Source organism: Clostridium sp. LS (assembly GCF_002760435.1).
Taxonomy (GTDB): Bacteria; Bacillota; Clostridia; order Clostridiales; family Clostridiaceae; genus Clostridium.
The window spans coordinates 58,478-82,013 of record NZ_AUUU01000014.1 but is presented as its reverse complement, the minus strand read 5'-3'; the positions used below and the strand labels follow the sequence as shown (position 1 = coordinate 82,013).

Sequence of the window (23,536 nt, the reverse complement as noted above, 5' to 3'; positions counted from 1 at the left end):
ATATTGTCAGATAAGTTTTATTTCTATTTTTTCATAGCTCACTTTACACTATCTTATATAAAATACTCATATTATCAAATTCACTAGGGCACAAAAAAGGAAATATCAAGCCCAAAATGTCATGATTATTTTTTTGATTGTGCCTAAATAAGCCATTTATGATTAAAGACTTATTATGTGAATATTGAAATTATTAAATATTTTTCATACTCCAAAAAATTAATACTTAAATATATGCTATAAATTTTAATCCATTAAACCATACTCTAATAGAATTTCTTCAAGTCTTTCTTGATTCATTGGCTTAGGAATTACAAATAATTCATTTTCTTCTATTTTTCTTGCTAAAGCTCTATATTCATCAGCTTGTTTATCCTCAGGATCAAATTCTATTACAGTTTTCTTTCTTATTTCGGCCCTTTGAACTACATTGTTTCTTGGTACAAAGTGAATTAATTGAGTTCCTAGTTCCTTTGCAAAAGCTGTTAATAAATCAAGTTCTCTATCAACATTTCTGCTATTACATATTATTCCTCCTAGTCTAACTCCACCTTTTTGTGCATATTTTTGAATTCCTTTTGATATATTGTTTGCAGCATATAACGCCATCATTTCACCACTTGCAACTATATATATTTCTTTTGCTTTACCTTCTCTTATAGGCATTGCAAATCCTCCGCAAACTACATCTCCAAGAACATCATAGAATACGTAATCTAGTTCATCTATATATGCGCCTAATCTCTCTAACATTCCTATAGAAGTGATTATACCTCTTCCAGCACATCCTACTCCTGGTTCTGGGCCGCCAGATTCAACGCATTTTATTCCTTTAAACCCAGTTTTCATTATAGCTTCTAATTCAATATTTTCTCCTTCTTCTCTCAAAGTATCTAAAACAGTCCTTTGAGCTAACCCCCCCAATAATAATCTTGTTGAATCTGCTTTAGGATCACACCCAACTACCATTATGTTTTTTCCAAGTTCAGCAAGTCCAGCTGTCAAATTTTGAGTAGTAGTTGATTTTCCTATTCCTCCTTTTCCATAAATCGCTACTTGTCTTAAGATTTTTTCTGCCATTGTTATATTCTCCTTTTTTTATATATTAAAACTTTAATAAAGTTTAACTATTTTAAAGCTTCGCCAAACGCTTGTCTTAAATCATTTATTAAATCATCAGCATCTTCAAGACCTATTGAAAGTCTTATTGTTTCTGGTGCAATCTTTGCTAATTTTAATTGTTCTTCTGTTAGCTCTCCATGAGTTGTTTTTGCTACATTAATAATGAGAGATCTAGCATCACCAACATTAGCTTGATAACTAAATAGTTTTACTGAATTAATTAGTTTATTAAGCTGTTCAGGTCTTCCATTAAATCCAAATGTAAATGTTGAGCCAGCTCCTTTAGTAAAATATTTATCTGCTAAAGATTTATAAGGACTAGTTTCAATCGTTGGATAGCTTATCCAGCTAACGCCATCTTCTGTTTTAAGGTATTCAATTATTTTCTTAGTATTATTAACTTGTTTTTGAACTCTTTCAGATAACGTCTCTAACCCTAGCAATATTAAGTAAGCATCAAAAGGGCTTAGCACTGCTCCAAAGTATGTCAAATAATCTAATCTAACTTTTCCAGCAAATGCACTTTCTTTAAATACATCAGTATAACTTCTCTCATTCCCATTTAAATCTTTTAAAGTGAAGTATGGTTCTGAGAATTGAGGATATTTCCCATTTTCCCAATTGAATTTTCCACTATCAACTATTACCCCGGCAATAACATTTCCGTGTCCGCTTAAAGCTTTAGTTGCAGAATAAACAACTATGTCTGCTCCATGCTTAATTGGATTAAAGAGGTAAGGAGTCGCAAAAGTATTATCAACAATCAATGGAATATTATTTTCATGGGCAACCTTAGCTATCTCTTCTATATCTGATAAAACCGCATTTGGATTACTAATAGTTTCTATAAAAATTGCTTTTGTATCTTCCTTAATGCCTTTTCTAAATTCTTCAATACCACCATCGTTATCAATTCTGTCAATTTGAATTCCAAACCTAGGATATAACTTTTTTAAAGCATCAACAGTTCCACCATATAATTGATGTGTTGTTAATATTCTTCCGCCACCTTCTGCTACAGCTAATAATGCATAAGTGATGGCTGCCATTCCCGAAGCAACTGCTACAGCCGCAACTCCTCCATCTAATGCTGCTATTCTATTTTCTAATACACTTACTGTTGGATTACTTAATCTACTGTATAAGTAACCTGCTTCCGAAAGACTTGCCAATCTTTCAAATCTTTCTACTTCTCCTACTTCAAAGGATGCAGTTGCATATATAGGCACCGCAACTGAATGATTATGATCTTTAGGATCATATCCTTCTCTAACTTTAATTGTGTCAAAATTATAATTTCCCATCTTCCTACCTCCACTTTCCTTCTCTTTCATTAATCTTTTATATTAAGCATTCTTATAGAAATACTCTTATTTAAACCCTCTATAATCCCTCAAACTAGCCTTTAACCCATAGTTCTTAAAAATTTTTTCTACCCTTATCTCTGTTTAATTATTATTACATTTATATTTTATTTACCTATATGTGTTTAGCACTCTATCATATATATCTTCTATTGCCCTAAGACCTCCACTATATCCTGCATAACCGCAATTTAATACAAGTCTATAGGTAACTGGAACACTAGTAATAAGTAAATCTGCATTTATTTTTGCTGCTAGATCTCTATCCCATCCGCTGCCAAGTAATAGCGCTCTACCTTCCTGGAATTCCTTCTCTTTTTCTGTTTCAATTTCTAATTGAACAGCTCCAGCGTCAACATTAAACTCAACTTCTGCGCGTCTAAATTCAGATATATTTTCAAATTCCTTTATTATAGTTTCTTTATATTGCTCTGGAGTATCGTCAACAATAAATTGCTTTCCTGGAAGTATTCCAAGCTCATTTAATAAAAACTTTGAAAATCCCAAGGAATATGATGCATCTAAAATACTGTAAAATCTTCTAGGCAATCCATATCTAAACTCAAGCATGAAATCCGCAGTTTTTTCAATATGGAAATAAAATTTTTCTTCCTCTTTCTTTATAAAATTCTCAACCTTATTCTTATCTAGATTTCCAAACTCACCAACTTGTCTTAGAAATTTAGATGTAGCTATAGCTCCTATTGGTAAGTATGGAAAATGCACATATGGAGTTTTATATTTTACTTTTAGATGTTCAGCAATTTCTAAACCCACCCATGAACTTGCAACTATATTAAATTCTGCATTAGGTATTGTCTTCCATTCTTCTACTCCATTAGATTCATTTCCAAAAAGTATATTTACTTCTAATCCTATTCCTTCAAGAACTCTTTTTATTTCTTCTAAATTACCACTCCAATACGGATCTTGATAAGGTACTGTCGCAAATACATTTACAAGACCCTTTTTTGCACCATTCTCATCTTTAAATTTATCTACATACTGATCAACTATTGCATTAACAACAGCACTATGGCTCACATAATTGTTGCTTTTAAACCCACCAGTTTCAACATATACAATAGGTTTATCCTGCTGCTGATATTTCGTCGTTACACTTCCTACATCATCTCCAACTATATCTGATGTACATCCAGTAAGTACTACATATAAATCAGCATCTATTACTTGAAAAGCACCCTCAATAACATTTTTAAGTTTTCCTTCACCACCGAAGACCACATCAGATTCAGTTGCATTTGTGCATGGAATTGTATTTCCGCCTGCATACCCTTCTCCTTGCCCTATTAACGAACTGATCTTATTGCTGCAACCTGGTCCAGAGTGTAGTATAGGAACTCCTCTCTTTATAGCTATAACTGTTTGCTGCGCTCCTAAAGCACAAGAGAATCTAGGTTGTTCAATAATTTTTGACATTAGTATTACCCCCTAAGAAAGTAAACGGATCTTGTTCAAGCCACCATTTTGTATACGGCATTGTACTATGCTTAGCTAAATTACTTACAAATTCTTTATTATCAAGTGTTTCTACTATTCTTGAAGCATAATTTAAAACTCCTTGATATCCAAAACCAAATTGTTCATCTCCAATTAACAGTGTTGGTATGCCAAGCTTTGCCCCCCACATTGTCATTCCACCATGCCTTGCTATCATAAGATCTGGTTTAACTCTATTTAATATATTTACAAGTTCATAAGCTTGCTTATTGCAAACATTATAGTGCTTAATATCCCCATAAATATTAACAGCTTGTGCTAAAGCATCTGAGGCTTTATCTTTATTATCATATAAAGGATCGTGATGAAAAATTGCTGCTCCTTGAACATTTAATCCAAGTTCTCTAAGCATAGCTATTATTGCATGACCATGAGCTGCTCCTGCTGTCACATATGCAGTTTTACCTTTTAGTTTTTCTCTATATTCTTCAAGTTTAGGTAAAACTCTTTCATGCTCTTCTTTAATTATCTTTTCAATTTCTTCCTCTCTATCTAATACCTTACCTATATTTCTCATCCATATATCAGTTCCTTCTATTCCATAAGCTGGAGGCGCTTTTATTTCTTTTACTCCATATTCTTGTTCTAAAGCTGCCCCTAAATAAGTGCTCAGTGAAGAGCATATATGAATTGTTGCTGCCGCCTCTGAAATATATTCCAATTCTGCAACTGTTGAGAAAGGCACAATATATTGAGCTTCATAACCTAACCTATTTAAGAATTCATCAAATATATGGCTCCCCCAGAAGTTAGCAACATTAACCTTGTTTGTTTTCTTTCTCGGCGGCTTTACGAGCTTTCTTAAGATAGAATGGTAAGCAGCATCAAACCCTGTTGTCCAAATTTTAGATCTAAACCCTTCGCACGAACAAGATATAACTGGTATTCCTAATTCCTTTGACAGATCTTCAGTTATTGCATCAACGTCTTCTCCTATTATTCCAGATGCACAAGATGTTGTAACAAAGATTGCATTGGGTTTTGCTCTCTTAAAAGCCTCTCTTACTGTATCCTCTAATTTCTTAGCAGCTCCAAAAACAGTATCTTTTTCTTCGATACAAGTACTGAAGTACCTTCCTATTGTTGCAGGAAGATTTCTTTTCATTTGTTCTACTCTATAAGTAAAATTAAAACCAAAGAAATCTCCAGCGCACCCTACTGGTGCATGATTTACAACTACTGCATCTCTTATCATTGCTAACTGACAAAAAGCATGTCCTGCATTACATCCCATGCATTGGGAAAACTTTCTTGAACAATCTTTTAGCTTTCCTGCTTGCGCACAGGTTACAAGATCTTTAGCAGAACCATTGAATCCAGTAATAGAGCCTAATCTCGTTTCTCTTATAGTCACCGAAGATTCTTTCAAACTAATTGTTCCCATAATCGTCCTCCTTTAAATTACTATTTAAATTTTCTTTTTATTTAAAAGAAAAGAGGACGCACTTCTATTACTAGAAGTACATCCTCTGGTTTTCCAGTCAGATTTACTTATATATTATGCTATATAATTTCCACTTATTCTTATAAGTTTACTGTGTTTTGTTATAATATATTCCTTTTATTATCATTTGTCAACAACTTTTTCAAAAAATTATAAATAAAATTATTTCATCAAATACTAAATCCTCTTTATTATATTAGTGCTTTTCCCTTAAAATAAATACTATTTTATCCTTATTTTTTCGTTTTTATCTACTTGTATAATTACTCCATCTTGTATTATTAATGTTATAGATCCATATTTTATTTTTTCTATCATTCTTAGTATTTCCTCTAGTTTTTTATTTTCTATAATTTCTTTACTATTAATAGCCATAATATCTCCCCCAACCTTAATTTATAATACTATATAAAATTTATACACTTATAACCATATAAAAATTATATATAAATCCCCTCAAATATTTTATTAACACTTCCCTTAAATAAAACAAAATACCCCTGTTAAAAAAACAGAGGCAGAAATATCCGCGGTCCCACTCTGATTATTATGTTCGAATAATTTAACATAATATCTCTTTGCGCTATATCAGGCGCACCTGCTAAACCTACTATAATCTTCAGCTTAGTGCTCCGGGATGCATTCTATTAAGTTCCATTTAGAACCCCTTCCAGCTATTTAAGGATTCCTCTCTGAAAACTTTCCTTAATATACTTGTTCCCTTCGTCGCATTATTCTTATATAATTTATTTCATATTTCATATTATTCCTATTACTTTACTATGATTTATCTTATAACTTATTATATTCTATATAGTTATATTTAGTCAATATTGTTTTTACATTTTTAGAAAAAATATTCAAAAATATTAAATTACTATTTTTTATAGTTTTTTATTATTAAAAATATATTTAATTCAATATTTCTTTCAGTGCATTTAACACTTCTATATTTTCTTCATAGGTACCTATAGAAATTCTTACCCAGCTTGGCATTTTAAATTCTGAACCGCTTCTTATAAGTATGCCTCTCTTTAAAAATTTTTCTACAACCAAATCGCCACTAATATTAGTGTTGATCATTATAAAATTACCTTGTGTTTTAATATACTCTAAATTTAATTTATCCAATTCTTCATAATATAATTGTTTGCTTATTTTATTATTCTCTAGAACACGATTTTTAAATTCATAATCATCTAGACTTGCCAATGCTGCTACCTGAGCAGCCATATTTACGTTAATTGGTTCTTTAACTTTGCTCAAGCAATCTATAACTTCTTCTGAAGCAATTCCATAACCTAACCTTAAGGAAGCTAATCCATACACCTTAGAAAATGTTCTTAATACAATAATATTTTTATAATTATTAAGTAAATTTATAGATTCAGGATAACTACTATCATCTACATATTCATAATAGGCTTCATCTAGTACAACAACTATATCTTTAGGAATATCTTCGAGAAATTTCACTAATTTCTTTTCATCTATGAAGGTTCCAATAGGATTGTTAGGATTACAAATCCATATTACTTTAGTTTTCCTATTTATTTTTGATTTAATTTCATCTAAATCTATCTGGTATTCTTTAAGGGGAACAAATACAATATTTCCGCCCATTTGAAGTGTAACTGTTTGATACCATCCAAATGTAATCTCAGGTATAATTGATTCTTCTCCTTTATTTATGAAAGCTTGAGCAATTAATGACAAAAGCTCAAAAGATCCATTTCCAAAAATAATTTGATTTTCCTTAACATTCAAATCATTTGATAATCTTTCTCTAAGGCAAGTTAAATTAAAATCTGGGTACAATGAAATTTCATCAAAGGCATTTTTAATAGCTTCTTTTGCTAACTTTGAGCATCCAAATCTATTTTCATTTCCTGCAAGTTTGATAACTTTAGTCAATCCAAGCTCCCTACTGATTGATTCTATAGTTTTTGCTGGTTTATAGTTTTCAATTGAATCGAGTTCTTCCCTATGCTTTAAATTTGACATTTCCTTTTACTCCTTCTTATGAAATCTCTCTTCCTATACTATCTGCTTTTAATATGGCATTTTTAATAATATCACTAGTTAATTTATAACTTACTCCTTTATAAAAACTACTATTATTTAAAACATCTTCTGCTATTAAATTAACCTTTTCCTCTACTTGATCTACAATTCCAATTTCTTTTAACGTGGTCGGTGCATCAAATTTAATAAATAAATTATAAGCTTTAATTATTTCTTCTTGAGGTTTTTCTTCCAAAACAAGTTGACTAAGTATTCCAAATGCTACTTTTTCACCATGAAGTTTAGTTCTAGTCTCTGGTATTTTAGTACTACTGTTATAAAAAGGGTGTGCTATACCTCCATAAAATTCTTCGCTTTTTATACTTCCAACTAATCCTGCAAGCATAATAATTGAATCTACAATTTGTTTAAAATCATTTAGATTATCTTTCCTATTTTCAGAATCAAAATATTTAGTACTTTTTTCTACTAAGGTATCGAATCCTAATTTAGCAGTTTCAATTTGTAGTTTTAATTGCAAACTATCATTATTTTTTAGATTCGGCTCTGTTTCATACCATTTAGCAAGAGTATCTATAATTCCAGCCTTTAAATATCTATCTGGGGCTTCTGATAATATCTTTGTATCTGCTAAGATTAAATTTGCTGATTGTTTGGATTGATAAAAATCTACTTGATTCCCCTCTTCATCATAAATAATAGATACTGCTGCCCATGATGCACAGGTTGCTGCAATTGTTGGTATTGCTACTACCGGTATTCCTAGTTCATTTCCAACCGCCTTTGTTGTATCAAGTACTCTTCCTCCTCCAATTCCAACAATAACATTAATTTTATTTTCTTTTCCATACTCCTTATACTCAGATATTATCTTTTTTGTAGGATATCCAGAAAATTCTTTTATTGAGAAATGGATATTGTTTTCTTCAAAACTCTCTGTAATTTGACTTTGAGTGATACTTAATGCTGTTTTTCCTCCTATTATAAGTGCATTATTTCCTAATTTTCTTACATAGTTTCCTGATTTGCTTATAACATTTGGTTCATTTACATATTCATATGGTGTTTGAACTAAACTCATTATTCTCTTCCTCCTAACAAATTATTATTCTATATAGCGTATTCGGCTTCAGTTTTTCTATCATCTGATAAATTAAGAACTTTGTTTAAAATCCGCTTTTCAAAATGTGCAAAATCACTATCCTTTATTCTTGGTCTCCCTAAGGTAATATCAATATTCATCTCAATTTTTCCTTTTTCAATTAGTACTACTCTATCAGCTAGAGTTACAGCCTCACTAACATCATGTGTAACTAAAATAACAGTAAATTTTTTATCAAGCCATATTTTTTCTATTAACTGCTGCATCTCTATTCTTGTTAGAGCATCAAGTGCTCCAAGAGGTTCATCAAGTAATATTAATTTTGGGTTGCTTGTAAGCGCTCTTGCTAAAGCAACTCTTTGCTTTTGTCCTCCTGACAAAGCATATGGCCATTCTTTCGCTTTGTCTTGTAGACCAACAGCTCTTAAAGCATTTTCTGCTAATTCTTTATTATTTTGAGATCCTATAAGAACATTATCTAAGATATTTTTCCATGGCAGTAATCGTGCTTCTTGAAATAAATATCTTACATCATTGTTTTGTTTTATGGATGATTTTTCATCTAGCTTAATTACACCATCTGAAGGCTTATCTAACCCTGAAATAATTCTCAATAAAGTGCTTTTTCCGCAACCACTTTTCCCAACAATTGCAACAAATTCTCCCGATTTTATTGATAAGTTTAAGCTTTCTAATACCTTCACTTTTCCGAAATATTTATTTAACTGCTCTATTTTAATTTCAATACCTGTGTTTTCTGACATTCTATTTCACCTCCAATATCAACTATTAAATGCAGGATTCCATCTAAGTACGGCTCTTTCTACCACATTAGCGACAACGTCTGAAAGTTTTCCGAGAACCGCATAAATTATTATACTTAGTACAACTATATCCATCTGTAATAATTCTCTTGCAGTCATAGCCATATATCCTATTCCTGCATCGCTGGCAACAGTTTCGGCTGCAATTAAAATAAGCCACATAGTTCCTAGTGCATGTCTTAATCCTACAAGTATTGATTGTAATGCTCCTGGGAAAATAATATGCTTAAATAAGCTGAACCCTCTTAGTCCATAAATTTTCCCCATTTCAATTAGTCCAGGATCTATAGTGTAAATACCACTATAGGTATTTAAATATATTGGAAAGAAAACAGATAATGCCACCATAACAATTTTTGCTCTTTCTCCTATACCAAACCATAATATTATTAATGGAAGTAATGCTAATATTGGTATATTTCGTATCATTTGAATGCTGTCATTTAAAAATAGTTTTGCTATTTTTGATAAACCTGTAGCTAATCCTAAAAAAAATCCAATGCCTCCTCCAATTAGTAGCCCAATTAATGCTCTCTTAGAACTAACGACTATATTATCTATTAATTCTCCACTTTTAATTGATTCAATAAACGCATCTACTACACTAGTTGGAGTTGGTAAAATATTAGATTTTATAACTCCATTTTTTGAAAATACATACCATACTGCTAGTATAAAAATTGGAATAATTAATCCTACTGTTTTAGAAAAAAAATGTGTTTTTTTATCCTTTTCCACTTATTTCCACCTCTCAACACAACTTAAATTTTAAAATAAAGTGCAGGCTTTTATAAATGTATCCTTCCATTTATAAAATACCTTGCACCTATATGATTTCAACTACTTATTTAAGGCTTTCTTTAATCCATCATTAAGTTCATTTGAGTAAAAACCCTTAACATCTTGTTTATTTTTTATAAGACCTAATGAAAAGAATACATTAGATAAATCTTGCTGAGATGCTATAACTTTATCATCCACAAGTATTACTTCACTTTTAATTTGGGCTTCCTGTTTCTTAAAAGTATCTAAGCCTTCTTCCTCAGAAAATCCTTGTGGTTTTGATGATATTTTTGCCCAAGCCTCAGCATTATCTCTTTTCCATTGATTTGCTTTTTCTAATCTTGCCAAATAATCAGTAATTGCTGCTTTCTTACCTTCATCTTTTAAAGCTGTAACAGAAGCTTCATAAGGAAAATATCCAGATAAAATATTTTGTGCACTTTCTAAAGTAGTTGCACCATTTTTATGAGCTGCGATAATAGAATTTCCATAACTTGCAAAGGCGTCTATCTGTCCTCCAGATAAAGCTGTAACTCCATCTGCTGTTGATACTTGCTTTGCGTCAATATCTTCCCATTTTAATCCTGCTTTCTCTAGCATCTTAATAAGAAAATATTGAGCAGTTGTAGAATTAATATATCCAACCTTCTTACCCTTTAAATCTGCAACACTTTTTATATTAGAATCTTTAGGTACAACAAGTTCCTGCAAAAGAGTACTTGCATGTGAAACTGCAACTATCTTAAAACCGCCTTGATTTTGAGATTCCGCTGCAAAAACTGGTGGTGTTTCACTTGAACCAGTGAAATCTATTTGGTCTGCAGCCATTGCTTGAAGGCATAAGTTTCCTCCTTGAAATACACTATATTCGACTTTATATGGAGTATTATCTAGTCCAGCTGCTTTTAAGGCTGATTCATATGATGACCAACCTGTTTGCCCAACTCTAATGGTAACCTTACTTAAATCAACTGAGCTACTGGTTTCTGAAGTTTTTTGCTTATCATCAACTTTGCCAGTATTACCACTATTTGTCGAGCACCCTACAATTCCAAATGTAACTAACATAACAATACTTAATACTTTTACAAATTTACTCTTATTCATTTTTCATATCCCCTTTTCACTTTTATATAATTATCATTTTGTAGAAAAGAGGTCTTACTTCCATGTGTCCTTCAGAAGCAAGTCCTCTGGTTTTTCCAGTCAGGCCTACTTAACTATAATAAATTCTTTGCTATCTCGATATGTATACTAGGTTTTTATACATAATAACTTTTAACATTTGTATTTCTTATAATACTTAAATTTTAAATATTCATTTTCTTAGTTAAATCTAGTAAGTACTACAGAATATATATCTTCTAAAACTTTTAGTCCTCCAGCATATCCAACATATGAACTATTTATTACTAATCTCTCGTTTATAGGCCATGAAATAGATAAATAATGACCATCAGTATCTTTTGCTACTTTCTTTTCCCAAGAACTACCTAGTATTAGAGGATATCCATGATAATCGGTATTCCTTATTTCATTATGAATTTTATATCCATCGACAGAAAATTCTATCTCTGCTTCTATTCCATAATTCAATTCCTTAAAATAGCCTTCTATATTTTTTCTATACTTTTCTGGTGCATCATCAATTATGAATTGTTTAGCTGGGAATAATCCTAGATCGTTAACCAAAAATTTTGTTAATGCTAGAGAATATTGTGAATCTGATACTACAACGAAACGCTTAGACATTACACGCGTTTCAAGAAATACATCTGCAAATCTTTCTATGTAGTAATAATACTCTCTTTCATGCTTTTCAATAATTCTCTCTATCTTTTCTTTTTCAATTCCAGCAAAATCACCTACCGCTTTTAAAAATTTGCTGGTTTCAGTTGCTCCTACAGGTAATACAGGGTAATGTAAATAAGGTGTCCCAAACTTTCTTTCTAAATTTTTCACATTAGATAATCCAAGCCAAGGTGAAACTAAAAGATTAAATTCAGCTTTCGGCACTTTATTTAAATTTTCAATTCCTCTATCATGCCCAAAAATAGTATTAGGTATTAATCCTAATTCTTCAACAAGCTTCTCTAATTCTCTTAAATTCCCTAACCAAAACGGATCGTGCAGTGGAATTCCTGCCCAAATATTAACAAGGCCTTTTTCCTTCTCATCACTTGGCTCTAAATACTGATCTATAATTGCATCAATTACCCATTCATGTCCTAAATAATTATTTCCTTTAAATCCTGGTGTAGATGCAAATATTACAGGCTTTCCTTCTGATCTAAAAGAACGTGCAATTTCTTCAGCGTCATCACCGATTACCTCGGATGTGCAACTTGTTAACACTACATATAATTCAGCATCTATTACCTTTAGTGAATTTTCCACTATATCTCTTAACTTTGTTTCACCGCCAAAAACTACTTCTTTTTCACTTATATTAGTACAAGGAAAAATATTATGAGAAAAATGTCCTGAATTTCCAGCGCCTCCACCCAGCTTAGCACCGCATCCTGGTCCAGCATGTAATACAGGTATAGCTCCTGGAATTGATTGCACTGTCTGCATAGCAGCTAAAGCGCATTTGTATCTTGGTTGATCTAATATTTTAGCCATTTTATTTTCCCTCCTCTGTTAAGAATGTTGAATTATCCTGTTTATACCACCACTCTGTATAAGGAAGTTTAATTCTAGACGCTAAGTTTTTCTCAAAACTTCTATTTTTGATTGTATCTAGCACTGTATACGCAAAATCAAGAGTGCCTTTGTATCCAAAAATCATATACTCGTCATTTACACATAATGCCGCTGCACCTTGCTTAATCGCCCAAACTGTTGTACCTGGATGACGTGAAAAGTATATATCAGGTTTATAATGGTTTATTATATTTAAAATTTCAAAGTTTTGCTGATCTGCTACACTTACTTTAAAATTATCTTGTGAATTTTCACTTAAATATTTAAGCGGTGCTGGCAGCTCCTCATTATCATGCATTTTATCGTGATGCCAAGATGCAGCCCAAACTACTTCCATTCCTAACTCTTGGAGAACACGCGATACTTCATATGTATATCCTGGTCCCATTCCTAGTACAGCTTTTAATCCTTTAAGTTCTTTTTTAACCTCTTCTATTTTAGGAATATAGATTGCCCTTTCTCTTTCAATATAAGCTTCTACTTCTTTCTCTTTACCTATAGCACTACCGATACCCCTAAGCCAAGTTTCAAAACCTGCAATGCCTAATGGGTTAATTGTTTTTACAAATGGAACTCCATATTCCTGCTCCAATCCATTTCCTAGGTATGATCCAAGAACCCCGCATATACTTACTGTAGCAAGTGCTTCTGAAAGATGTTCTAGTTCTTCAACGGTTGAATTCTGATAGAAAAATACTGGTTCAACTCCAAAGTTACTGAATATCTCAATTATTTGTTTTCTTTCACTTTCATAGAAGTTCTTAAAATTAATCTTATTTGTTTTCTTTTTTGGTGGTTTTACAATACTGCTAAGAACTGCGTGATCAGAAGCATCAAAGCCTGTTGCCCATATTCTTGACCTAAATCCCTCACAATGAACTGCTGCTACTGGAATATTTTCTGGTATTTCTTTCTTAACTTGTTCAACTACACTATCAACATCTTCACCTATTATTCCTGATACACATGATGTACCTACAAATATAGCTTTTGGCTTGTACCTATTATAAGTTTCTATTATTATTTCTTTAAGACTCCCAGTTGCTCCAAATACAGTATCATTTTCATCCATATCTGTTCCTAAAAAAACTGTATTATTTGAAACTCCCCTTTTAGTTGCTAATTGGTTGTTATTTACATTAATGCCTGATGCAACTGCAGTACAACCTGATGGTGAGTGATTTATTATTGCAACATCTCTTATTCCTGATAATTGTCCGAGTGCGCACATTGCATTACATGAACTTGATTGACTAAAACATCTATCTCTATTTTTTAAAGTTCCGCATTTTGATTTATTAACAATATCATGTAAGTCTCCATTATAACCAGTAACAGAACCTAAACGACTTTCTCTTGTTACAACTGCAGATATTTTTAAATCTATAGCCACTTAAAATTCCTCCTATTTATTTTAATTAATTCTTGCTTAATATCTTTCTAGTCAATAATGACATATAAAAATAAACATATTTATATATTTATTAATTGTTCTTTAGGTTCTTTCGAATAATCAGCTAACTTTATATACTTTCCTTTAACCACATAAATCGCTGCCTTTTCAAATTCTCCATTTGCTACCCTTTCTTTTATTACAGGATAACGAAGGCTTATAGCTTCAATAGCTTTGTTTAGTTCATCCTTGTCTGTCACTTCAGAAGCTTCACCGCTTATGGCAACGCTCTTAAAACTTTCAAAAGGTTGTCCTTCATTTTGAAAATAAAAAGTAACTGTTGAATTTGAATTTATATGTTTCACTTTTTCTGTTTCTCTTGCTGTTAAAAAATAAATATTTGCTCCTTCGTTAGAAAAAGCCCCTATTGATCTTACAAAAGGTATTTTATTTTGATCTACTGTTATTAGTAATCCAACCTTTGACTCCTCTATGTATTTTATTGATTTTTCAATTGCTTCACTCATATTTATCCCTCTTTCATAATTATTATTTTATCTAAAATGCATTATGCATTGTAATCAATTAGTTATTATCATATAAGTCTTCTAAAAATGTTAAACATCCTCTATATCCAGCATAGCCTTTATTGAGAATAAGTGATTCTGTTGATGGATTAGAAACTGTAACTGTCTCTATACCAAGTTCAATTCCTATTTCTTTTTCAAAGCTGCTTCCTAAAATTAGAGTTGCTTCATCTTGTTCAGCTCTTATAATCTCACTTATTTTCCATTTATCATTTTCAAAAATTATTTTAGGCTTTCTTGCAAATTCTAAATTATTTAATTCATTCTCTATTACTTTTCTATCTTCACTAGACACATCATCCGTAATTATAGAAATCAAAGGAATTTGTCCATAGTCATTAACTAAAAATCTATTTAAACCTAGCACTACATTTGCATCTCCTACAACAACAAAACGATAGGTTTTTATCATGGCATTAATGTATTCATAATAACTGAAAACGTAATCCTCTTCTTCTTTTATTACACTTTCAACCAATTCTTTGTCTATTGAAATATGTTTAGCTAATCTTCTTATAAAATCTGATGTAGCAGTAGGACCAATTGGAAGTCCCTCATATCTAAAAGTATCAATATTAAACTCATCCTTATAAATTTGAGATAATTCTTTTAAAAGCCATGGAGAAAATACTATATTCAACGAAGCTTTTGAAGATGCTTTTATATTATTAATACCTTGATTTTCAGTAAAAAAGGTATTTACCTTTAAACCAAGCTTTTTTAGTATTCTTGTTATTTCTTCAATATTACCTTTCCAAGTTATATCCTGTGTTGGGACTATTCCAAAAATATTTACTGTCTTATCATCTTTTTCAGTGCTCTTGGTAACAAATTGTTTTACTATCTCTGTTAAAGATACTTCATATCCAAAATACGAATCCCCTTTAAAGCCAGATGTTTCAATGTAAGCTATAGGAATATCTTTTCTTTTAAACTCATCAACTAAGTTTTCCACATCATCCCCTATAATTCCTGAAGTACATCCTGTAAGAACAGCATATAAGTCCCCTTCCATTACTTCTAAAGTTCCTTCTATTGTTTCTCTTAGTCTATTAATTCCACCAAAAACAACTTCTTTTTCAAACATATTAGAGCTTGGACATCCTGTTCCTCCACCTACATACCCTGATTTAACACCTATTGTAGCTTGAAGCCCACAGCCTGGTCCTGCATGAAGAATAGGTATAGTTTTACCTAGTGCTGAAAAAACTCCTAATGCACCATTAAGTGCACATAAAGATCTTGGGTTCTCTACGTAATTTTTCATTTGTCCTACACCCCTTCTTTTAAATACTTAAATGCATTTTCTTCATACCAGGCTTCTTTATAAGGAAGTTTTTTGTGCTTTGAAAGCTTAATATTAAAACTTGGATTTTCAATTGAATTTTCAATCTTTCTTCCTAAATATATAAGGCCATTGTACCCAAAGGTTGGTCTCTTAGCTTCTAAAATATGTGTAGAAGGTATCCCAAGTTTTGACACCCAGTTAGACATTCCAAGGAAAAAGTCTGGTTTTAATTTATTAACAAGATTTACTTGTTCGAAAGGCTGCATATTGGCTACATCGATTATAAAATCTCCTCCATGAATCTTTTCCAATTCATCAAAGCTTTCTATAAAAGCTTCTTCATAGGTAGGAGTTTGTATACCAACCAACGTCATTCCAAAATCCTCTATTAATGTTGCTGCTGCAATTCCTCTTCCGGTTCCTGCGCATATAAATACTTTCTTACCTTCCGTTAGTTTTCTTATTTTAGTTAACTCTGGAAGGACTTTTTTATGCTGCTCTTCTATATATTTACGAGCAATATCCTCTTTACCTACTAATTTTGCTACAGATAAAAACCACTCATCAGTGCTTCTTATTCCTATAGGCATACCAGTAGTAGAGTATGGAATATTATATTCATTTTTTAAGTATTCCATAAATTCATCTGCAAACACCTGGCATATAGCAACTGAATATTCAGCTCTCACTATCTTCCTAAGCTTTTCAACACTTGAATAAAACGGTATATAGTTTACATGGAGACCTAATACTCCTAATAATTTTTCAATTTCAAGCTGATCCTTATATCCAATTGAGGTAGTTGCAAAAACATTAATTAGGCCTTTTTCTTTTTCTAGTTTTTCATCTTTTAAAACATATTTTATTATTGAATTAAAAGCAGTATCAAAGCCTGTTGCTGGAACTTTTGATTTAAAGCCTTCACAGTGTATTGGAACTATGATAGCATCAATTTCTTTTTGCAGATTTGTTGCCACTGAATCAATATCATCGCCAATTATTCCTGATGCACATGAAGAAAAAATAAATATTATATTAGGTTTATACCTTGAATTTAAGTCAAGAACTGCTTTCTTTAGCTTTTCTTCTCCACCAAAAACAATATCTTTTTCATCTAAACTTGTAACAATATATCTGGCGTTTCTAATATTTTGAATACCCCGATGGTATTGCCCAACTTTGAAATTATCATTCATAAAAGACACACAACCTACGCAGCCATTTGGTGAATGAACTACAAATGCAGCATCCTCCATTGATAGCAACGCTTGTATACTGTTTATTTCTTGACATTGAGTAGTTTGTGCAAAACTTCTTTCAGCATTTTTTAGACACCTTTTCTTAAAACGTTCTGAAAGCTTGCTGCTGCAGGAGCCTCCACCAGTAACAGCATATTTTCTATCTTCACGATTCCTTTCAATTATCTTTGCCATTTAATCACTCCTAAACTAGTACATATTCAGCTGACTTGTTATTTTTGAATATGCCTAAATTGTATAACTCCATTCTGGAAGTATTCTTCTTAAAAACTGCTTAGTTCGTTCTTCTTTGGGACTTAAAAATATATCCTTTGGTGAACCTGCTTCAACTACCACTCCTCCATCCATAAAAATCACCTTGCTTGCTATATCTGAAGCAAAGGACATTTCATGGGTAACTACAACCATAGTAATTCCTTCCTTTGCTACAGCTTTCATTACGGAAAGCACTTCTCCTACAAGTTCTGGATCTAGCGCTGAGGTTGGTTCATCAAATAAGATAACTTCTGGATTAAGAGCTACAGCTCGTGCAATACCAACTCGCTGCTGCTGTCCACCTGAAAGCTGTGATGGATAAAAATTATATTTATCACTTAATCCAACTTTATCCAATGTTCTTTTGCTTATTTCCTCTGCTTCATCTTTAGGTATCTTTCTAGCAATTATTAATCCTTCCATTACATTTTCAAGGGCTGTCTTATTACTGAAAAGATTATAGCTTTGGAAAACCATAGCGGTTTGTCTTCTAATTTCTAATATGTCTTTCTTAGTTGCACTCTTAAAATGAACGTTTTTATTCCCAACTACTAACTCGCCTTCATCTGCTTTTTCTAGGAAATTGATACATCTTAACAAGGTAGTTTTTCCAGAACCACTAGGACCGAGTATTACAACAACTTCACCTTTATTAACTTTAATATCAACACCCTTTAATACTTCATTTTTACCAAACTTCTTATGGATGCCCTTTATTTCAATCAAAATTCCAGCTCCTCTCTTCAGATAAATAGTAGTTTGGATTAATATCCGTTCCTGTTTTAATAGCAATTGATTCTTTCTCAGTTTGTATATTTTTTCTTCCTTCAATATTAGTATTATTTGAGCATAGAAAAGCTGCTCCTATTATAATTAAAGTTAATAAATATTTTTTTAGAAACTCGATTATATTTATTTTCTTCATAAGCATTCCCCTCTTCCTCTTCCGTAAAATCTCAAATTTTTCTCTATAATGAAGGATCCCTTTTCTATAAAAAGACATAATACCCAATAAACAATCGCCGCCGCTATATACGCTTCTAAAAACTTATAATTTGCAGTCGCCGTTATTAAAGCTCCATTCATTATATCCACTACAGTTATTAAATAGGCTATAGAGGAACCTTTAATTAATCCGATAAAGTTGTTACATAAGGAAGGAAGAATTACTGGCAATGCCTGTGGAATTATAATTCTTCTTAATGTCTGACTTCTTGTGAGTCCCACAGAATATGCCGCCTCGAATTGCCCTTTTCCTACTGAAATTAAACCGCCCCTTATTGTTTCTGATATATTAGCAATAGCAGAAATAGATATAGCTATTATTGCAATATAAATAACATTTATATCTTTTGAATGAATAGTCCAATTAAATTTATCTGCAATTGCATCAAAACCTAATGTTATTTGAAAAAAGACTATATAAAGTATTACTACAAGAGGAATTCCCCTAATGATTACTACAAAAATCTGCATAATCTCACTTAGCACTTTAACTTTATAAATTCTTATTACTGCTATCAGCGTTCCTAGGACAATACCTACAATGAGAGGTATTACAGCAAGTATTAAAGTAATAGGTATATATTTTATTGCTTCTTTTAATGCTATAAGCATGAAACTTATATCAAACCCCATAATTTCACCTGCCTCATTATATTTTTTGAATCTGCAGTTTTTTCTCTATTAGTGAAAAAAGCTGTTCTAATAAAATAGATAATATAAGGAAAATAAGTGCTGCCGAGACATACCCTTCTAAAGAACGATATGTACTAGCCGCTATAGTATTAACCTTGCCCATTACATCTATTATTCCAAGTGTAAAGGCCAGTGAAGTGTCTTGAAAAAGTCCTATTAAACTAATTCCAAGAGTTGGCAGAATAATAATAACTGATTGAGGTGCAATTATTCTTGAAAAAGTCTGCAATTTTGTCATTCCAACAGAATAAGCCGCCTCTACTTGTCCTTCTGGAATACTTGTTATTGCTGCTCTTATTATTTCCGCATTAAAAGAAGCTGCATTAAGACCATAAGTAACTATAACAAAATATAATTTATCCCATCTATTTATATTTATCCCCACTAACATCAACAACATTGGTAATCCATAAAACACAATGAACATTTGCACAAGTATTGGAGTTCCACGCATAAAGGATGTATAAACAATTGCAATTTGATTTAATACAGGTATTTTGTATAATCTAAATAAGGCTAAGATAACGCCAAGAAATACCCCAATAACAGTTGCACTTAATACAATTAATAATGTAATGTGAAGGCGAGATAATAACTGAGGTAAATCTTTAAAAACTAATTCTATATTAAAATAACTTTCCATTTTATCTCTCCTTAATATAGTGATTATAAACATAGTTAACCAGTATAAGTTCTTATTTTCATTCATAAACTTTATTATTTATATATTCTATATCAGCTGAAATAGCAGAGTATCAGACATTTCAGTTGAATATTGTTAACATGTGGCTCTTTTATAATTTATTAAATTAATTAATCATTAGTTGTGTAATCTCCACCTAAAACTTTTGTAGAAATTTTCCCCAAGGTTCCATCAGCCTTTAACTCTTTTAAAGCTTTATCAAAATCAGCTTGGAGTTGAGTATCACTTTTTCTAAAAATATAATAAGTGTTTGATGTAGATATAGGATCACCAACTGTTTTGAGTTTATCTCCATAAGTTTGATTATAGGAATCAACTACTCTTTTAATTGATATAAAAGCATCTATTCTTCCATCTTCAATACTTTTTATAGTAGTAGCGGGGTCAACTGATGCTGTATAAACAAGATTTATAGCATTATTATGATCTTTGTTATATTGTTCCAAAACATAGGCATCATTACTTCCTGAACCTACTTGTACCTTCTTGCCTTCTAAGTCTTTAAGTGAATTTATATCTGTTCTATTTTTTCCAACAGTAATTCTTAATATAAAAGTTGTGTAGCTTTCAGTACCAAACAAATATTTAGATTCACGTTCAGGATTTTTTTCAAATTGATGTGCTCCTACATCTACTTTATTTGATTCTAAGCTGAGTAATATGTTTTTGAACTCAAGCTGTTCAAATTCAAATTTATATTGTGGAAGCTTCTTATTAATCTCTTTTAACACTTCAATCTCATAACCTGAAAGATTTCCACTATCATCTAAATAGCAATATGGCTTGAAAGCATTTCCTGTCCCTATTACTATTGTTTTAGGTTCTGTTCCAGATTTGTCAGCTCCTTTTTCATTAGCATTGCCACCGCATCCAACTAATACAACAGTCGATAATAATATTCCTACAATTGCTTTAATAAATTTTAATTTTTTCATAAATTTAATCCTCCATTTTCAGTTATTCCTATATGTTTACTAAGATTTAAAGATAAAAAAAAACGCCAAATAAAATTAAAATAATTTTATTTAACGCCTCTAGTTTTCTAGTCAGCATATATAAATTACAAAGTATTCATATAGGATTTATATAGATAATATCACTAGATTTTATCTTTGTCAATCTAAAATTTTATTAAAATTATTATTTTTAAATTTTCACCTGCTAATTTCGCACAAAAAATGGGCTAAATATTGCCCATTCTCCTTTTTAAACTTAATGAATTTAATAGTACTGATAAAGAACTAGCAGACATTATTATTGCTGCAATTGCCGGAGTTAAATGTCCTGTGGCTGCAAATGGAATTGCTATTATATTATAAATAAAAGCAAAGATTAAATTTCCAATTATTTTTCTTCGTATCTTTTTAGCTTTATGGATTACAGTTGGTATAACAAATAAATTATTTTTTAAAATAACCACATCTCCAATTTCTATTGCTACGTCTGCTCCATTTCCCATAACAAAATTTACATCTGCTTTTGATAATGCAACCGCATCGTTAATTCCATCACCTACCATTGCTACATTTCTTCCCTCTTGCTTTAATCCATCAATTACTTCTCCCTTTTCTTCAGGCAATACTTCTGCAATAATATTAGTAATTCCAACTTTATCTCCAATTTCTTTAGCAGCTTTTTTATTATCTCCGCTTAACATTATTACATCTATACCATTCTTTTTTAGCTTTTGAATAGCTTCTCTAGAGTCACTTTTAATAGCATCTGATAATATAATTATCGCTTCACACTTCTTGTTTATAGCTATAACAATAACAGTTTTACCATAATTATAACCTTCATTTTTGATTAATTTTTTTAGAGTCTTATCTATAAAAAGTCCTTGTTCGCCTATAAATTTTTCAGTTCCAATTATTATTTCATTTTCTTTCCAATCAGCGATTATTCCCCTTCCTGGAATTGCTTTAAACTCATCAGGATCTTCTACCTCTAATGAAAAATCTCTTTTGTATTTTTCATATATGGCTTTGCCTATATAATGTTCTGATTTTTTTTCACCTATAGCTGCAAACTTTAAAATTTCTTCTTTTTTAAAAGAACTATTCTCATTTATAAATATCTTATCAACAATTAAGTTTCCGGTTGTAATTGTTCCTGTTTTATCAAATACTATAGTATCTAATGTGCAGATTTTTTCTATACTTGCACTATTTTTTATTAATATTCCCTCTTTAGCAAGACTTCCAAGACCGGTCATAATAGCAGTTGGTGTTGCAAGACCTAATGCACATGGACAAGCTACTACTAAAACAGCTACAGCATACATTATTGTTTTTGATAGAAAATATGGACTTCCATTTAAAACAATGAAATACCAAATAACAAATGTTATTATAGAAATTAAAATAACTAAAGGAACGAAAATACTACACACTTTGTCTACTAGATTTTGAATTGGTGGTTTACTATTTTGTGCTTCTTCTACCAGCTTCAATATTTCTCCAAATCTCGTTTCACTTCCAACCTTTGTTGCTTTAAACTTGAATGTTCCATACATATTTAATGTGGATCCTATTACCTCATCTCCAATACTTTTTTCTACTATTTTACTTTCGCCAGTAATCATAGATTCATCTATAGAAGAATTTCCTGATAATATTATACCATCTACCGGTATTTTTTCTCCTGGCCGTACTATGATTTTATCATCCTTATTAACTTCTTCTATTGGAATATCCTCTTCTATTCCATCCTTTTCTACTCTAGCTGTTTTAGCTTGGAATTTAAGTAGTGATTTTATTTCCTTTGAAGTTCTTCCTTTAGTTATTTCCTCTAAATATTTTCCAAGTAAAACAAGAGTTATTACAACCATAGAAGATTCATAAAACACATTTTTAATTCCTGAAGAATTAGTTACTCCAAAGAATGATATATACAAACTATAAAAATAAGTTACAGTTGTTCCCAGCACTACAAGGACATCCATATTAAGAATCTTAGATTTTATTGCGAAATAGGCTTTCTTATAAAATCTATAACCAATTAAAAATTGAACTGGAGTTGCTAACATAAACTGCAATCTCCAGTCATGCAGAAATAAAGTTTTGTACCTTAATCCTTCAAATAATTTGTTTAAACTAGATTTATTTAAAATATCAAAAGATATACAGCAATCATTTGCCCCATTAAGAAGCATCATTAATATCATTGGACTTGTTAAAATAAATGATATTATCACTAGGTTCCTTAATCTTTTAACTTCACCATTGTTAGATACATTACTTTTATTAAAATCATATGAATAATAACCGCTTTCTTTTAACTTATCCTCAATTGTTGAAAGAGCTATCTTCTCATCATCATATTCAATATTCACTTTTTCACTTGCATAACTTGCTTGAACATTTATAACTCCATTTAAAGTTTTTATAGCATTTTCTATTATAATTGTACATAATGTACATGTCATTCCTTCTACTTTTAATGTAGTCTTTTCTATCAAAG

21 protein-coding genes and 1 other annotated feature are annotated in these 23,536 nt (G+C 31.1%); all 21 genes read right to left on the bottom strand.

All coding sequences use genetic code 11. The features are described 5' to 3' along the window. Positions 1-246 precede the first annotated feature (246 nt). Positions 247-1,080 (bottom strand): nitrogenase iron protein, encoded by an 834-nt coding sequence (gene nifH, locus COL3_RS04300; RefSeq protein WP_008418121.1) that lies wholly within the window; start codon positions 1,078-1,080, stop codon positions 247-249. Between the two features lie 47 nt (positions 1,081-1,127). Further along, on the bottom strand, positions 1,128-2,426 hold the full coding sequence (locus tag COL3_RS04295) for an aminotransferase class V-fold PLP-dependent enzyme (RefSeq protein ID WP_008418123.1): 1,299 nt from the start codon (positions 2,424-2,426) through the stop codon (positions 1,128-1,130). Between the two features lie 171 nt (positions 2,427-2,597). Next, positions 2,598-3,926, bottom strand: coding sequence for a nitrogenase component 1 (locus COL3_RS04290; protein WP_008418125.1), 1,329 nt, complete (start codon positions 3,924-3,926; stop codon positions 2,598-2,600). Continuing rightward, complete coding sequence (locus tag COL3_RS04285) at positions 3,910-5,391, bottom strand: nitrogenase component 1 (protein ID WP_008418127.1); 1,482 nt, start codon at positions 5,389-5,391, stop codon at positions 3,910-3,912. Before COL3_RS04285 ends, COL3_RS04290 begins: the two co-directional genes overlap by 17 nt. Before the next feature lie 282 nt (positions 5,392-5,673). Then, positions 5,674-5,826: a YezD family protein gene (locus tag COL3_RS04280; RefSeq protein ID WP_008418129.1), complete on the bottom strand. Its 153-nt coding sequence runs from the start codon at positions 5,824-5,826 to the stop codon at positions 5,674-5,676. Between the two features lie 135 nt (positions 5,827-5,961). After that, positions 5,962-6,187, bottom strand: a binding site (T-box leader). 176 nt (positions 6,188-6,363) lie between these two features. Next, positions 6,364-7,455: a histidinol-phosphate transaminase gene (gene hisC, locus COL3_RS04275; protein ID WP_008418139.1), complete on the bottom strand. Its 1,092-nt coding sequence runs from the start codon at positions 7,453-7,455 to the stop codon at positions 6,364-6,366. Positions 7,456-7,471: 16 nt separating this feature from the next. Then, on the bottom strand, positions 7,472-8,557 hold the full coding sequence (locus COL3_RS04270) for an iron-containing alcohol dehydrogenase family protein (protein WP_008418142.1): 1,086 nt from the start codon (positions 8,555-8,557) through the stop codon (positions 7,472-7,474). Between the two features lie 29 nt (positions 8,558-8,586). Continuing rightward, positions 8,587-9,342 carry an ATP-binding cassette domain-containing protein gene (locus COL3_RS04265; RefSeq protein WP_008418144.1) on the bottom strand — a complete coding sequence of 252 codons (756 nt, stop codon included), beginning with the start codon at positions 9,340-9,342 and terminating at the stop codon, positions 8,587-8,589. 18 nt (positions 9,343-9,360) lie between these two features. Next, complete coding sequence (locus tag COL3_RS04260; RefSeq protein ID WP_008418146.1) at positions 9,361-10,140, bottom strand: ABC transporter permease subunit; 780 nt, start codon at positions 10,138-10,140, stop codon at positions 9,361-9,363. A 102-nt stretch (positions 10,141-10,242) separates the two neighbouring features. Further along, positions 10,243-11,292 carry an ABC transporter substrate-binding protein gene (locus tag COL3_RS04255; protein WP_008418147.1) on the bottom strand — a complete coding sequence of 350 codons (1,050 nt, stop codon included), beginning with the start codon at positions 11,290-11,292 and terminating at the stop codon, positions 10,243-10,245. A gap of 219 nt (positions 11,293-11,511) precedes the next feature. Beyond that, positions 11,512-12,810 carry a nitrogenase component 1 gene (locus COL3_RS04250; protein WP_008418149.1) on the bottom strand — a complete coding sequence of 433 codons (1,299 nt, stop codon included), beginning with the start codon at positions 12,808-12,810 and terminating at the stop codon, positions 11,512-11,514. A 1-nt stretch (position 12,811) separates the two neighbouring features. Then, a complete protein-coding gene (locus COL3_RS04245; protein ID WP_008418152.1) occupies positions 12,812-14,284 on the bottom strand; it encodes a nitrogenase component 1 in 1,473 nt (490 codons plus the stop codon). 80 nt (positions 14,285-14,364) lie between these two features. Continuing rightward, entirely contained in the window at positions 14,365-14,811 is a 447-nt protein-coding gene (locus tag COL3_RS04240) for a pyridoxamine 5'-phosphate oxidase family protein (RefSeq protein ID WP_008418154.1), read from the bottom strand. Between the two features lie 58 nt (positions 14,812-14,869). Continuing rightward, positions 14,870-16,138 (bottom strand): nitrogenase component 1, encoded by a 1,269-nt coding sequence (locus COL3_RS04235; RefSeq protein ID WP_008418156.1) that lies wholly within the window; start codon positions 16,136-16,138, stop codon positions 14,870-14,872. A gap of 5 nt (positions 16,139-16,143) precedes the next feature. Next, positions 16,144-17,592 (bottom strand): nitrogenase component 1, encoded by a 1,449-nt coding sequence (locus COL3_RS04230; protein ID WP_008418158.1) that lies wholly within the window; start codon positions 17,590-17,592, stop codon positions 16,144-16,146. A gap of 54 nt (positions 17,593-17,646) precedes the next feature. Then, positions 17,647-18,399: an amino acid ABC transporter ATP-binding protein gene (locus COL3_RS04225; RefSeq protein ID WP_008418160.1), complete on the bottom strand. Its 753-nt coding sequence runs from the start codon at positions 18,397-18,399 to the stop codon at positions 17,647-17,649. Beyond that, a complete protein-coding gene (locus COL3_RS04220; RefSeq protein ID WP_035282141.1) occupies positions 18,392-18,598 on the bottom strand; it encodes a hypothetical protein in 207 nt (68 codons plus the stop codon). Before COL3_RS04220 ends, COL3_RS04225 begins: the two co-directional genes overlap by 8 nt. Further along, the gene (locus COL3_RS04215; RefSeq protein ID WP_008418164.1) at positions 18,595-19,311 is read right to left on the bottom strand and encodes an amino acid ABC transporter permease; all 717 of its coding nucleotides are present in this window, start codon (positions 19,309-19,311) and stop codon (positions 18,595-18,597) included. Before COL3_RS04215 ends, COL3_RS04220 begins: the two co-directional genes overlap by 4 nt. A 16-nt stretch (positions 19,312-19,327) precedes the next feature. After that, positions 19,328-20,014 carry an amino acid ABC transporter permease gene (locus COL3_RS04210; protein WP_008418167.1) on the bottom strand — a complete coding sequence of 229 codons (687 nt, stop codon included), beginning with the start codon at positions 20,012-20,014 and terminating at the stop codon, positions 19,328-19,330. Between the two features lie 170 nt (positions 20,015-20,184). Continuing rightward, positions 20,185-21,009: a transporter substrate-binding domain-containing protein gene (locus COL3_RS04205; RefSeq protein ID WP_008418168.1), complete on the bottom strand. Its 825-nt coding sequence runs from the start codon at positions 21,007-21,009 to the stop codon at positions 20,185-20,187. A gap of 248 nt (positions 21,010-21,257) precedes the next feature. Further along, positions 21,258-23,534, bottom strand: coding sequence for a cation-translocating P-type ATPase (locus COL3_RS04200; RefSeq protein ID WP_008418169.1), 2,277 nt, complete (start codon positions 23,532-23,534; stop codon positions 21,258-21,260). Positions 23,535-23,536 lie beyond the last annotated feature (2 nt).

Excerpts from the sequence above, each read along its gene's own strand:
- nifH (WP_008418121.1), bottom strand. The coding sequence starts at position 1,080 with ATGGCAGAAAAAATCTTAAGACAAGTAGCGATTTATGGAAAAGGAGGA.
- COL3_RS04295 (WP_008418123.1), bottom strand. The coding sequence starts at position 2,426 with ATGGGAAATTATAATTTTGACACAATTAAAGTTAGAGAAGGATATGAT.
- COL3_RS04290 (WP_008418125.1), bottom strand. The coding sequence starts at position 3,926 with ATGTCAAAAATTATTGAACAACCTAGATTCTCTTGTGCTTTAGGAGCG.
- COL3_RS04285 (WP_008418127.1), bottom strand. The coding sequence starts at position 5,391 with ATGGGAACAATTAGTTTGAAAGAATCTTCGGTGACTATAAGAGAAACG.
- COL3_RS04280 (WP_008418129.1), bottom strand. The coding sequence starts at position 5,826 with ATGGCTATTAATAGTAAAGAAATTATAGAAAATAAAAAACTAGAGGAA.
- hisC (WP_008418139.1), bottom strand. The coding sequence starts at position 7,455 with ATGTCAAATTTAAAGCATAGGGAAGAACTCGATTCAATTGAAAACTAT.
- COL3_RS04270 (WP_008418142.1), bottom strand. The coding sequence starts at position 8,557 with ATGAGTTTAGTTCAAACACCATATGAATATGTAAATGAACCAAATGTT.
- COL3_RS04265 (WP_008418144.1), bottom strand. The coding sequence starts at position 9,342 with ATGTCAGAAAACACAGGTATTGAAATTAAAATAGAGCAGTTAAATAAA.
- COL3_RS04255 (WP_008418147.1), bottom strand. The coding sequence starts at position 11,292 with ATGAATAAGAGTAAATTTGTAAAAGTATTAAGTATTGTTATGTTAGTT.
- COL3_RS04250 (WP_008418149.1), bottom strand. The coding sequence starts at position 12,810 with ATGGCTAAAATATTAGATCAACCAAGATACAAATGCGCTTTAGCTGCT.
- COL3_RS04240 (WP_008418154.1), bottom strand. The coding sequence starts at position 14,811 with ATGAGTGAAGCAATTGAAAAATCAATAAAATACATAGAGGAGTCAAAG.
- COL3_RS04235 (WP_008418156.1), bottom strand. The coding sequence starts at position 16,138 with ATGAAAAATTACGTAGAGAACCCAAGATCTTTATGTGCACTTAATGGT.
- COL3_RS04230 (WP_008418158.1), bottom strand. The coding sequence starts at position 17,592 with ATGGCAAAGATAATTGAAAGGAATCGTGAAGATAGAAAATATGCTGTT.
- COL3_RS04220 (WP_035282141.1), bottom strand. The coding sequence starts at position 18,598 with ATGAAGAAAATAAATATAATCGAGTTTCTAAAAAAATATTTATTAACT.
- COL3_RS04215 (WP_008418164.1), bottom strand. The coding sequence starts at position 19,311 with ATGGGGTTTGATATAAGTTTCATGCTTATAGCATTAAAAGAAGCAATA.
- COL3_RS04210 (WP_008418167.1), bottom strand. The coding sequence starts at position 20,014 with ATGGAAAGTTATTTTAATATAGAATTAGTTTTTAAAGATTTACCTCAG.
- COL3_RS04205 (WP_008418168.1), bottom strand. The coding sequence starts at position 21,009 with ATGAAAAAATTAAAATTTATTAAAGCAATTGTAGGAATATTATTATCG.